We start from the raw sequence: 12,589 nt of genomic DNA on the forward strand, positions 1-12,589 counted from the left end.
TATTATCTGCTGCAACAAAACGGTGAAGTCGAAGACCAATGCAATTTATCTTGACAGTGTCAAAATAGCATTTTATCTTGACAGCGTCTAGATGAGGCATCGAATCACTATAAGGATTATAAAATGACCACTCCCTACCCACATCTACTGGCACCGCTTGATCTGGGTTTCACTACGCTGAAAAACCGGGTCTTGATGGGCTCCATGCACACCAACCTGGAAGAACAACCAAACGGCTTTGAACGACTGGCGACTTATTTTGCCGAGCGTGCTGCCGGTGGTGTGGGACTGATTGTGACAGGGGGTATCGCCCCTAACGAAGAGAGTGGTGGTATGCCCGGTGCCGCTACCATGGAAACCATGGATGATGTGAGACACCATCAGATCGTTACCGACGCCGTACATCGAGCTGGCGGTAAAATCTGTATGCAGATTCTCCATACCGGTCGTTATGCCTATCATCCGAAAAGCATTGCCCCCAGTGCCATTCAGGCTCCCATCAATCCGTTCAAGCCCAGGGAGCTGACCTCTGATGAGATCGACGGGCAGATCGAGAGCTTTGTGCAATCCGCCGCGCTGGCAAAACAAGCAGGTTACGATGGCGTTGAAATCATGGGCTCTGAAGGTTACTTCATCAATCAGTTCATTGTTGAACGTACCAACCAGCGAAAGGACGACTGGGGTGGAGAATACAGCCAGCGAATTCGTCTGCCGGTAGCGATGGTCAAACAAACCCGGGACAGGGTTGGCCCGGACTTCATCATTATTTATCGTCTCTCCATGCTGGATCTGGTTGAAGGTGGCAGTAGCTGGGATGAGATCGTTCAACTGGCCAAAGCCATTGAGCAGGCGGGTGCCACCATTATCAATACCGGTATTGGCTGGCACGAAGCCCGAATCCCTACTATCGCAACAATGGTGCCAAGGGCTGCCTTTACCTGGGTTACGGCAAAAATTCGCCATGAAATCAATATTCCGGTCATTACTTCCAACCGGATCAACATGCCGGAAACCGCAGAACAAGTCCTGGCCCGTGGTGATGCAGACATGGTGTCCATGGCTCGCCCGATGCTGGCCGATGCCCAGTGGGTGAACAAAGCGGCTGAAGGCAGAGCCGATGAAATCAATACCTGCATTGGCTGTAACCAGGCCTGCCTTGACCATGTCTTTTATCTGCAACCCGTCAGCTGTCTGGTCAATCCCAGGGCATGCCATGAAACCGAGCTGAATTACCTGCCCACCAGTGCACCCAAAAAGCTTGCTGTTGTGGGAGCAGGTCCAGCCGGGATGGCATTTGCCACTACAGCGGCCTATCGTGGCCACAACGTCACACTCTTTGATGCGGCAGACAGAATCGGCGGACAGTTCAATATCGCCAAAACCGTGCCGGGCAAGGAAGAGTTCGAAGAGACCCTGCGCTACTTCAAACGACAGATCGAGCTCACCGGCGTTGCACTGAAACTAAACCACAAAGTCACGGCAGAAGAGCTGGAAAACAGCGATTTTGACCAGGTTATCATTGCCACCGGTATCACCCCCAGAAAGCTGGAGTTGGAAGGTATTGATCACGCCAAGGTCCTGAGCTATCTGGATGTATTCAAGGGAGCGCCTGTTGGCAACAAGGTAGCCGTCATCGGTGCCGGCGGTATTGGTTTTGATTTGTGTGAACTGATTACTCAGGAAGGTTCGTCCAGCAGCCTTGATATCCCCGCCTTTATGAAAGAGTGGGGCGTGGATATGACACTGGAAAACCGTAGCGGCCTGCTGCCCGAAAGTGAACACCCCAAATCTTCGAAGGAAGTCTTTCTGCTGCAGCGGAAAAAGAGCAAGCCCGGTAAGAACCTTGGCAAAACCACTGGCTGGATACACCGCTCATCACTGACTAACCGAGGCGTTCGTATGGTATCAGCCTGTGAGTACCACAAGGTTGATGATCAAGGCCTGCATCTGTCCATTGCCGGTGAGCCTCAGGTACTTGATGTGGATACCGTTATCATCTGTGCAGGCCAGGAGCCCATGCGTGAACTGGCTGATAGTATCACCGGCAAGACCGTTCACCTGATTGGCGGTGCCGATGTCGCTGCGGAGCTGGATGCCAAGCGAGCAATCAATCAGGGCTGCCGACTGGCTGCAGACATCTAGCACACATGTTCATGACCGCTGTCACGGTCACCCCACACCATAACAATCATGCTCTGCCACCATCAACCGGGGCAGAGCATGAAAGTGAGTGGGTCTTTTTCAGTACCGATGATCAGGCAAAAATTTTGACATATTGCCATTTTCATCTTTATTGAAAGATGGTCACCAAACGTAAAGTAGTTCCTGCATAATGAACACGAATACCTTACTGCCCATGGCAACGTACAATTACGGAACTAATTTAGCTACGCCGGGCAGTGCTGAAAATCTTTCTCATCCCGCCCTCTGGCAGGGTTGGCCGGTAAATGCCACCAGCCACGTGAGCCAAATGGTGCCATATCCCTCTTCTGCTTCAGAGGAAACCCTTAACGCACATCCACAATCACACCCTCAACTACAACCAGGACCACAACCAGAACCACAACCACTCTCTATCTACAATACAACAGCATTACCTGCTACGCAGCCAAACTTGATGTTGAATCAATCTCTCAATTACCCCGGTAATCCGCTTGCACCTCACTCCGGAATTAAAGACCCAACCGACACTTCGCCGGAGCTTTACCCCCAACGGTCTGACTGTTCGACCCGGGAACTCTCAGAGGCTGAACTGTATGATTTATGTTATCCGAACCGGGAGGACACCAGCAGACCCTTCTACCCTCCGGTTCGCAGAAGACAGAACGATATACCAAAGAACAGCTCAGCAACCAGCCATCAACCAGTCCGATACTCTCCCTACGCAAGGCCGGTTCGCAGTGAGCCCGACAATAGCAATAGCGCCACAACACATTTACACGGAACCAGCATGGCAATGCCCTTTGGCGCTATCACGATCGGAGAGGGAATGTCCGATAAAAACAGGGTTCTGGAAATTCTGGAATTACTGCAAGGGAATACCACTGAAGCCAGAATCATCTATGTTTGCAGAGATTTCAAAAGGGGTGTCGCTGTGTTAAATGATTCCGGGCTATTCATCAAGTCCCGATTTTCGGCAGGTAGAAGTACTATTAACAAAGCGTTTCAAAAAACAGGCAGCTTGAGTTTCATGGAAATGGGAAAACAGGTTAGAGGAAAGCTTCAGATTAACGGAAAGAAACTCAGACAGTACATTGACTGCCAGCCCAACAATGCGTTTAGAAACCACCAGTTTCAGGCTAACCATGTAGAAAAAATACCCATTCACATAAAAGTTTATGAGTTCCCAGAAGAGCAAATACCGGGTACAAGGAGTTCAATTACCGGAGTGTAAAACACCAAATTTAAATGTTAATTCGAATTACTTACGTCATCATTCCGTTATTAAACACAAACCATCAACAAATCCCGACTGTAAAGCTCTCAAAGCAAGGAATTAACCATTTAAGAGGGCCCCTTTCCTGTTCTTTCCCAATTAGCCCTGGATGATTGAAGCGTCTTAAAACAATGCCACCCATGGGAACTTTTTGAAAAAACAACAATCTCAAAGTAAGGGTCTGGGAAGGCTAAGTTACCGTTAATGGTTGAATCAGCTAAACTCCCATAAAATCTACGTTGTAGGGGAGTGATATGCAATCTGAACTCTTCAAGAATTTTATTGATTCCATTTCAACATTAACCAGTGAACAGCGAGACATTCTTAACAACTCGCTCCTTAGTACTCAAATAGAGGTTACCGAGGTAGTAGAAACCACTGACTCTGAACCTGTTTACAGTGAATCTATACCCAATAACGATAATGCAACACCTGACGTAGAAAAGAGCATACTTGCCCAATTTGCCGAAAACCCCAGGTGCCCCAAATGCAAAAGCCATAGCGTTGGTCGCTGGGGCATACGAAATGGCCGACAGCGCTACCACTGCAAGACTTGCGACTCAACGTTTAACGCCTTTAGTGGAACGCCTTTGGCAAGGCTCAGGCACCCTGAAAAATGGAACAAGTACCTCGCAGGTATGACTCACTCTATGGTCTTGCGACCAGCTGCTGCTGAGAATGCCATTGACTTGAAAACTGCGTTCCGCTGGCGTCACCGCTTTCTTGAAGTGATTAATAATGATCAAGCAGAAGAGCTTTGTGGCATTACTGAGCTTGATGAAACATTTTTCCGTGAATCCTTCAAAGGGCAAAGAGAAGGCCTTCCACGGCCAACCCGAAAGCGGGGTAATGATCCCAACAAAGCCCGAAAAGTCCCGGTAATGGTGGCTCGGGACCGTAATCGAAATACCGTTGACGGTGTATTAGAAAACGAAAGTGCTAATGAATTGTGCAGGCATTTAAATGGCCGCATATCGATACAGGCCACGGTCTGTGCGGATGCACACCTCGCTCACGAAAAACTTGCTGACAAGCTTGGATTTGTCTTCAAGGAGCTGGTGACATCAGCAGGTCAACATGTTGTTGAAGGCATCTACCACATCCAGACTGTAAATTCTTATCACAGTCATTTAAAACGCTGGATTGGCGGCGTATTCCAAGGGGTTGCAACTCGTTACCTTCCCCATTATCTGGCCTGGAGGCGAGAACTGACGGCAGCAAAAAAATTAACTGTTGGCCGGTTGATCAGCAGAATTACTGAACATTGGTGCTTCCAACCATTAACGGTAACTTAGCCGTCTGGGAAGCTGACCGAGAATAGCGCCCGTCCAGGCGACCCCGTAGCGAGGATGGCAGAAAATTGAGGATAAAAATTCGGTTTTGTGAGGAGAATAACGTGCTATCTGACGAATAAAAGTGGGTTTTTATTTCTATCACCGCATGGATGCAAGAGCTAGAGCAACGCAGGAGCAGTTGCCGTGCAGGGCAGACTATTCTCGGTCAGCCTCTTAGTGCAGAAAAGCGCTAATACCCATACAGCCAGTCCCCTCGTACCCATGCTCTGCGTGGGAATGCATACGGATCTGGCAGCATGAGAAAGAACCACTGCTTGGTAGGGTTTTCGGGGGCTCCATGCGAGTATGGTATTTGTGGCGGGATCGGTATGCATTCCCACGCAGAGCGTGGGAACGAGATGTCCGGAGTGTCCGCAGGGTTTTGCGACAACCGTGGGACCGTAAGAACGAGGTGCTTGTGTATTATAACAACGCTTGGCCGCACTAGTTGTTGGTACGACCATTACAACATCCCCCACTACTGACTCTCAAAAAAACAAAGGATACAACCAATGACCTTGCGCCCATTACTACTTCCCTTGCTGCTTTCTAATGCAGTAATAGCTTTCGCAGGTAATGATTATAACTATACATTTATTAATACCGGCGTTGGCTATAACAACCAGAATCAAAGTACACAAAATATTGATGGAACCACCTGGTTTGTAAACGGTGCCTATAAAATTCCTTCAATACCGGTCATCCTTAACGCAGGATTCGCCTACGGACGTATTGATAAAGACGAAGTGGCCAGCAATGTCGAGATTGGTAGCAACGCTTACTTTGCCGGTGCCAGCCTGTTGTTGAAGCCAACGGACAGGTTACATGTTATTCCATCGGTCACCAGTGGCCGACTTAGCAATGGCTTCCGTGTAGATGACGATACAGCGAAGGATAAAGTGACTGCCTACTCAGCATCAATGGCTGCCCGTTATCACCTGGAGCGAGGCCTCTGGCTGAATACTGGTTATATGCTGCAATACTACGACCGGAGTGAAGATGACCATAACGGCTTTTTCACTGCCGGGGCAGAATATCAAGTCGACAAGGAGTGGGGTTTTGGCCTGAACTATCGTGGCAATTCTGACCAATACACGACCCAGCTTTTTGTAAAGCTGTTCTTCTGAGTATGACGTTTGAAGCACATTAACGAAAAAAGAAACATCTATATTTACAGAGAGCTTTGATTCATTGGCTCTTTTTTGTAACTCAGTGTCTTTGTGGTTTAAATCGAACCCCGGACAGGGGTTCACTTTTTCCGGCGGCTTCCGGTACTCTTGCCCCTGCCTTTTCTTTTAAACGGCTGGTTTGAAGATGCAGGCAAGCCGGCAACAGAAGGCAAACCATCGTTCATAGTTTGCATCAACAATGCTCTCAGTTCCTGATCAAGCCCGCCCATAAACGCCCCATAACTGCCTTTTCGCTGGACAATATCATTCAGGGAAGCCTCCCAGCGTGCAGTCATGTCAGGGGTCGTTACTCTTTCCGGCAGTGCCTTGATCAGGGCTCTGCCGGTTGCCGATGCATGAATACTGCGTCCCTTGCGCTCCAGAAACTGGCGCTTGAACAGCAGCTCAATAATACTGGCCCGGGTTGCTTCTGTGCCCAGACCGTCGGTTTCCCGGAGAATCTTTCGGACCTCTTTATCCTGAACAAATCGGGCTATGCCCGTCATGGCAGAGAGGAGTGTTGCATCATTAAATGGTTTGGGGGGCTGTGTCATTTTTTCCTTAAGCTCAGCTTCAGAACAATCGAGAACATCACCTTTGGCCAGCTCGGGTAAAAAAGCACTCTCTTCATGATCATCATCGCTCTTATCACCGACGGCACGCTGAGGTTTTTTTCCCGTATTGATCAGAACCTTCCAACCATCCTCTATCGTCTGGCGGCTCCCGGCCCGAAAAAGACCTTTTTCTATTTCAATATCGACGACTCTTTTTCTGAACGTATGATCAGGATAAAACTGCGCAACATACTGTCTGGCAATTAATCCATACAACTTGCGATCCGATTCAGACAATCGTTCAAGGTCCATTCTCAGCGAGGTAGGAATAATCGCATGATGTGCCCCAACTTTTTTATCATTCCAGGCACTGGTTTTCCTTTCTGGCAATGCCTGATCTACCGCCTTACCCAGTGAAAATACATTATGCCGGATAGTGGCCAGCACTTCAGGCGCCTGAGAGAAATGCTCTTCAGGAAGATAACGACAATCTGAACGGGGGTAAGTAATCAGTTTCTGCTCATAAAGGCGCTGACAACCATCAAGTACCGACTTTGCATCCATGCGCAGCTGACGGGCAGCATCTATCTGCAGTGCCGACAACGAGTAGGGTAAAGGCGGAGTTTCTTTTCCGCGCTTATCTTCAACACGTTTTACCGCACCCTGCTTGCCGGTGATCCGATCCACCACGTTCTGCGCCAGACGCCGATCCAGTAACCGCCCTTCTTCATCCATCCAGTTCTGGCAGGCTTCGCTCGGCATCCATTTAGCTTTGAAGGTTTCCTCCTTTGCCGTTAACAATATGGCAAAAACCTCAAAGTAAGGCTTGGGCTGAAAGTACTCAATTTCTGTATCACGCCGGGCGACCAGGCCCAATATCGGCGTCTGAACCCGGCCGATGGAGAGCAAACCATTAAAGCCAACCCTGCGGCCAAGCAATGTGCAGGCGCGAGTCAGGTTAATACCGTAAAGCCAGTCTGCCCGGGAACGAGCCAGCGCAGAGACGGCCAGCGGGACAAACTCCTGGTTGGATCGCATCCGTCCCAGCGCCTGTAAAACGGCAGAAGGGTTCAGGTCGCTGATCAGTAAACGGCGAACATCCTTTTTACGTTGAGCAGAGAGCTTCAGATAGTCCAGCACTTCATCCACCAGCAACTGGCCTTCACGATCCGGGTCACCAGCATTGACGATAATATCGGCCCGTTTGAGCAGCTTACTGATGACTGATAGCTGCGCACGCCCGCCCTTTCGGGGCCTTAGCTTCCATTGCATGGGCACGATAGGCAGATGTTCAAGCTTCCATGCCTTGAAGGCCGGGTCATAGGCATCCGGCTCCTCCTGCTCAAGCAGGTGACCTATACACCAGGTCACCACATCTCCCGAGGCAGACTCAATATACCCTTCCTGTTTTTTCAGGGGCTTTTTCAAAACATCCGCAATGGCTCGCCCCAGACTGGGCTTTTCGGCAATAAATAACCGCATTCAAAAATAATCCGGTTCACAATGACTGAAATACTGTTTTTTTATACAGCATAATTCATCGTTTGGCGAGCACTCATCGGTTTTCTTACCAGCCCAGGTACAGCTGGCTACTGCTGTTCTTCCAAAGGCCTTTCGAGTCTTGCATCTGTCGATAAAGCTTTTCCTGACTACTGTCCTGACTACTGTCCTGACTACTTTCCTGACTACTGTCCTGACTACTTTCCTGACTCAGTACCTGACTCGGCACCTGATCCGACACCTGATCTGGACACGTATCAACCGGACCTGTAAGCAGATCCTGATTAATCTCTGTTAAGGTATCAGAACGGTGTACCGGCTCAGTATTGGTATTTGCGTTCATTTCCCCGATGGGTTTCGAAGTGGAGTCCGAACGACTTTCTGATGGCCCGGCATCTTCACCGCCAGAGTCCTGGCCGTCAATAACCGAATCCACGGCCCACTCAATGGATTGCTCTTCCTGAGGTGCCTCATAACCGGTTCGCTGACTATGCCCTGCGTTTGCTTCTAAAACCGGGCCGGGCCCATCGGCAAACTCGCTGTCAACAACTGAAGCAGCGGGCTCCAAAACCATTACTGTATCCTCTTCCGGAACAGAATCCTGATAAGGTTTATCCGGCTGACCACCAGAGCCACAGAGACGGTTTATGGCCTCTTGCTCATTTTCCAATGTATAGAAAATCTCATAAGGCTGTTCGCACATTACTGAATTTTGGAACTCATGCTCTGGATTATGGTCAGGGTGATTGTCAATGATGGCATCCGGTACCGGGGGTGATTGAATTTCAAGATTACAAATGGATATTCCGACATCTTTATCCCTCTGCTCCTCTGCCAGATATTTCCCCAAACGCTCCTTTAACATTGCCAACCCATCAAGGTAAACCGCTTCAGCGGTCATCGTTCCACATAAATGAGCAACCCCCTGTTGCAACGGATTTTTTATTAAGGGTTTCACAAAATCAAGTCCATACCCTTTAATCAGGCCCAATATGCCTTGCTCATGTACCTGATAACGAACGGTGATTCGGGGGAAGGTTATTTTTATCCCCTCGGCAGTCGTGCAGGGAATGTCAGTAACAGCTGCCTTCTCCGGCATAATGCTGACAACAAACCCTTCATCGAAAGGCCAGGTCAGATAAACGCCTGCAGGGTAGACATCATCATAAAATTGATTTCCATTTTTGAATACACCCGCGCTTCCCTCGGGAATCCTGTATAAAAAAGGCATATAAGTGTAGAAATCTGAGGCTCCCGTTTCTTCAATAAAAAATGGCAAGAACGGAAGAAACACTAACAACATTATCATTAGTTTTTTTCCCACAATTTAACTCCACGTTTTTTAAATGATTTATCTGGTGAAGTACTTATAGCAAAGCCATAAACCGTCAACCGCAAATCAAAAACAAAAAGAAAAGCGCTGAATCCTATTGATGCAGTGGACGTCAAATCCTTTAATCCTGCCCCGCTAAAATGCTTCATTAATGACGGGCCACCCGCCTTTCCAGCATTCTTTTCTGGCGGAACATCCCCCTTGAACTAAAATTTTTCAGGCTTACAACCGTTCTTAGGGTAGACATTAAGCTCAAAAAAGGTTCGTTTCCGGCGGCAGAACCCACCTTGAACAGCCACAATAAAGCTTCGAAACCATTATCAATGGCTGAACAAGATGAGTACTGCAAATAGTAGATTAGTTGAAAAAAACTGTTGACCTGTTTCGACCGGTCAGAACTCCTAAGTATGGCGGAACAGCTTGGTTTTACTATACGACAGCGAGATATCCGTCCTTTGGATTTTATCCTCTCACTGATCGATGCCCTCGCTGGTGATGGAAACTGCGATACCCAGGCGGATCTACACCGTAAATTTAACGAGTTGACGGGGCTGAATGTCTCTTATCGTTCTTGGGCAAATCAAGCTAAAAAGGACGCGCTGCCTACTCTTATCCTGTGGCTATGGGTGCAGTGTCTGGAAATATTTTCCCGCAAAGTCATGGCGTTTGATGAAGACAGTCCATTTTCAGAGTTTGAGCACATTCTGATTCAGGACGGTTCGTCACAAGCTGTCTATGATGCCCTGAAAGAAGCATTTCCCGGCAGGTTCTCAACGGTCAGTCCTGCTGCCGTCGAGCTTCATACGACAATGGATCTTCTCACCAACAACCTGGTGCGGGTGCAGCTGACTGAAGATACCCGTTCAGAAAGAGACTGTCTGCCACCACTGCCAACATCCATGGCCTATATCCTGATGCTAATGGATGCCGGTTATTTTGAGCTGGAACTCTTTGCCGCTATTGATGACAGGGAGGGTTCTTTTATCTGCAAGGCACCTCAGAGTATCAACCCGACGATACTCAGCGCGGTACGGGAGGATGGCAAGAATCTCAATCGCTACAAAGGACAAAAACTGAAGGATGTACTGTCTGGCTTCCCCAAAGACCAGTGCCTCGACCTGGATGTAGAATGGCCGGGATTCAAAGCCTGGCCATTCCGCTTGGTTGTCCGCTGGAATGACAAAAAACAGAAGTGGGTTTTCGTTGTGACCAACCTGAACCGGGTGGAGTTCACCTTGAGTGATGTGCTCCAGGCCTATCGTCTACGGTGGCAGATAGAGCTGATTTTCAAAGAGATCAAATCCTATTCAGGGTGGCATCGTTTTAACACCAAATCAGCGACACTGGTGTTTAGCCTGATTCTGATGTCCTTTGTGGTTGTGACGTTGAAAAGGTACCTTGCCCATGCTGCACAGGCGAACCTCTGTGAAAGTGGGAGCATTGAGGAAATCTCGACGCACAAGGTGATGAAAAGTGGGACTCACCTGTTTGGTAATGTGATTTCATCGTTGATAAATGCAGGAAAGTCATTGGTCTCATGCATTAAAAAGCTACTGGACTTCTGGGGAAATAATGCGAAACGAGAACACCCTGCACGGGATGGTTGTTCAGGGCGTACAAGATTAGGCTTCTGTGCAGTGGGTGGAGCTTAATGTCTACCTTAAGTACAACCGTTAAAGGGTGATCACGATGGAAATGAAAGTTATCGGTCTGGCCACGGCTCTGACCGCCGCATCCCTGACCGCCGTTGCTGCAAGCTCTGACAAGAGTAAAACCCCTACCAACAGCCCCAAACCCGCCAAACCCATCACCGAATGGACCGGCTAAGTTACCGTTAATGGTTGAATCAGCTAAACTCCCATAAAATCTACGTTGTAGGGGAGTGATATGCAATCTGAACTCTTCCAGAATTTTATTGATTCCATTTCAACATTAACCAGTGAACAGCGAGACATTCTTAACAACTCGCTCCTTAGTACTCAAATAGAGGTTACCGAGGTAGTAGAAACCACTGACTCTGAACCTGTTTACAGTGAATCTATACCCAATAACGATAATGCAACACCTGACGTAGAAAAGAGCATACTTGCCCAATTTGCCGAAAACCCCAGGTGCCCCAAATGCAAAAGCCATAGCGTTGGTCGCTGGGGCATACGAAATGGCCGACAGCGCTACCACTGCAAGACTTGCGACTCAACGTTTAACGCCTTTAGTGGAACGCCTTTGGCAAGGCTCAGGCACCCTGAAAAATGGAACAAGTACCTCGCAGGTATGACTCACTCTATGGTCTTGCGACCAGCTGCTGCTGAGAATGCCATTGACTTGAAAACTGCGTTCCGCTGGCGTCACCGCTTTCTTGAAGTGATTAATAATGATCAAGCAGAAGAGCTTTGTGGCATTACTGAGCTTGATGAAACATTTTTCCGTGAATCCTTCAAAGGGCAAAGAGAAGGCCTTCCACGGCCAACCCGAAAGCGGGGTAATGATCCCAACAAAGCCCGAAAAGTCCCGGTAATGGTGGCTCGGGACCGTAATCGAAATACCGTTGACGGTGTATTAGAAAACGAAAGTGCTAATGAATTGTGCAGGCATTTAAATGGCCGCATATCGATACAGGCCACGGTCTGTGCGGATGCACACCTCGCTCACGAAAAACTTGCTGACAAGCTTGGATTTGTCTTCAAGGAGCTGGTGACATCAGCAGGTCAACATGTTGTTGAAGGCATCTACCACATCCAGACTGTAAATTCTTATCACAGTCATTTAAAACGCTGGATTGGCGGCGTATTCCAAGGGGTTGCAACTCGTTACCTTCCCCATTATCTGGCCTGGAGGCGAGAACTGACGGCAGCAAAAAAATTAACTGTTGGCCGGTTGATCAGCAGAATTACTGAACATTGGTGCTTCCAACCATTAACGGTAACTTAGCCGAATGGACCTGTGCGGATTACCTTGCACTTCAGGAAGACTACCAGCCCTATGCGGTTGGCTGGGCCACCGCATACAGTAAAGCCGGCAAGCCCGAAGATTCCGTTTTCGATGTACAGGGCATTGAAACCATCCGGCCCACACTGTTTGAGTTCTGCAACCGGAATCCTCAGGCTTCATTATGGGACAAGGTAAAAGCTGAGTTTAAAAAGCACATGTAGTCCTTCAATGTAAGCGGTTGGGGAACGGTATCTATCCCTGATTCCACCGATCCGCTATTTTCAAATCATCCGCAGTGAGGTTCATGGACAACAGGTGTTCAGCACTGACACCAA

At 48.5% G+C, this 12,589-nt stretch carries 10 protein-coding genes; 8 read left to right on the forward strand and 2 right to left on the reverse strand.

Annotated features, from left to right (window positions below; translation table 11 throughout):
• Window positions 1–123 precede the first annotated feature (123 nt).
• From MJO57_RS22005 to MJO57_RS22020, 4 genes are all read left to right on the forward strand, one after another.
• Window positions 124–2,142 carry an NADPH-dependent 2,4-dienoyl-CoA reductase gene (locus tag MJO57_RS22005; RefSeq protein ID WP_252018755.1) on the forward strand — a complete coding sequence of 673 codons (2,019 nt, stop codon included), beginning with the start codon at window positions 124–126 and terminating at the stop codon, window positions 2,140–2,142.
• Window positions 2,143–2,332: 190 nt separating this feature from the next.
• A complete protein-coding gene (locus MJO57_RS22010) occupies window positions 2,333–3,394 on the forward strand; it encodes a hypothetical protein (protein ID WP_252018757.1) in 1,062 nt (353 codons plus the stop codon).
• Between the two features lie 296 nt (window positions 3,395–3,690).
• A complete protein-coding gene (locus MJO57_RS22015) occupies window positions 3,691–4,731 on the forward strand; it encodes an IS1595 family transposase (protein WP_252018759.1) in 1,041 nt (346 codons plus the stop codon).
• A 551-nt stretch (window positions 4,732–5,282) separates the two neighbouring features.
• A complete protein-coding gene (locus MJO57_RS22020; protein WP_252018761.1) occupies window positions 5,283–5,897 on the forward strand; it encodes a hypothetical protein in 615 nt (204 codons plus the stop codon).
• Between the two features lie 122 nt (window positions 5,898–6,019).
• Here the strand turns inward: MJO57_RS22020 and MJO57_RS22025 are convergent, their stop codons facing one another.
• Together MJO57_RS22025 and MJO57_RS22030 are read right to left on the reverse strand one after the other, a co-directional pair.
• Entirely contained in the window at window positions 6,020–7,975 is a 1,956-nt protein-coding gene (locus MJO57_RS22025) for a DNA topoisomerase III (protein ID WP_252018763.1), read from the reverse strand.
• Between the two features lie 85 nt (window positions 7,976–8,060).
• On the reverse strand, window positions 8,061–9,317 hold the full coding sequence (locus MJO57_RS22030; protein WP_252018765.1) for an SPFH domain-containing protein: 1,257 nt from the start codon (window positions 9,315–9,317) through the stop codon (window positions 8,061–8,063).
• 383 nt (window positions 9,318–9,700) lie between these two features.
• On the opposite strand from MJO57_RS22030, the gene MJO57_RS22035 reads away from it, so the two are divergent.
• From MJO57_RS22035 to hdeA, 4 genes are read left to right on the forward strand one after another with little or no spacing between them, the layout of a single operon-like run.
• Complete coding sequence (locus MJO57_RS22035) at window positions 9,701–10,978, forward strand: IS4 family transposase (RefSeq protein ID WP_256491593.1); 1,278 nt, start codon at window positions 9,701–9,703, stop codon at window positions 10,976–10,978.
• Between the two features lie 37 nt (window positions 10,979–11,015).
• Window positions 11,016–11,153: a hypothetical protein gene (locus tag MJO57_RS22040; protein ID WP_252018767.1), complete on the forward strand. Its 138-nt coding sequence runs from the start codon at window positions 11,016–11,018 to the stop codon at window positions 11,151–11,153.
• A gap of 60 nt (window positions 11,154–11,213) precedes the next feature.
• The gene (locus tag MJO57_RS22045; RefSeq protein WP_252017335.1) at window positions 11,214–12,254 is read left to right on the forward strand and encodes an IS1595 family transposase; all 1,041 of its coding nucleotides are present in this window, start codon (window positions 11,214–11,216) and stop codon (window positions 12,252–12,254) included.
• The gene (hdeA, locus tag MJO57_RS22050; RefSeq protein ID WP_252018769.1) at window positions 12,227–12,475 is read left to right on the forward strand and encodes an acid-activated periplasmic chaperone HdeA; all 249 of its coding nucleotides are present in this window, start codon (window positions 12,227–12,229) and stop codon (window positions 12,473–12,475) included. The genes MJO57_RS22045 and hdeA overlap by 28 nt, the downstream gene beginning before the upstream one ends.
• Window positions 12,476–12,589 lie beyond the last annotated feature (114 nt).

This window comes from Endozoicomonas sp. SCSIO W0465, assembly GCF_023716865.1.
Classification (GTDB): Bacteria; Pseudomonadota; Gammaproteobacteria; order Pseudomonadales; family Endozoicomonadaceae; genus Endozoicomonas.

Coding starts and splice junctions, on each gene's coding strand:
- MJO57_RS22005 (WP_252018755.1), top strand. CDS start 124: ATGACCACTCCCTACCCACATCTACTGGCACCGCTTGATCTGGGTTTC.
- MJO57_RS22010 (WP_252018757.1), top strand. CDS start 2,333: ATGAACACGAATACCTTACTGCCCATGGCAACGTACAATTACGGAACT.
- MJO57_RS22015 (WP_252018759.1), top strand. CDS start 3,691: ATGCAATCTGAACTCTTCAAGAATTTTATTGATTCCATTTCAACATTA.
- MJO57_RS22020 (WP_252018761.1), top strand. CDS start 5,283: ATGACCTTGCGCCCATTACTACTTCCCTTGCTGCTTTCTAATGCAGTA.
- MJO57_RS22025 (WP_252018763.1), bottom strand. CDS start 7,975: ATGCGGTTATTTATTGCCGAAAAGCCCAGTCTGGGGCGAGCCATTGCG.
- MJO57_RS22040 (WP_252018767.1), top strand. CDS start 11,016: ATGGAAATGAAAGTTATCGGTCTGGCCACGGCTCTGACCGCCGCATCC.
- MJO57_RS22045 (WP_252017335.1), top strand. CDS start 11,214: ATGCAATCTGAACTCTTCCAGAATTTTATTGATTCCATTTCAACATTA.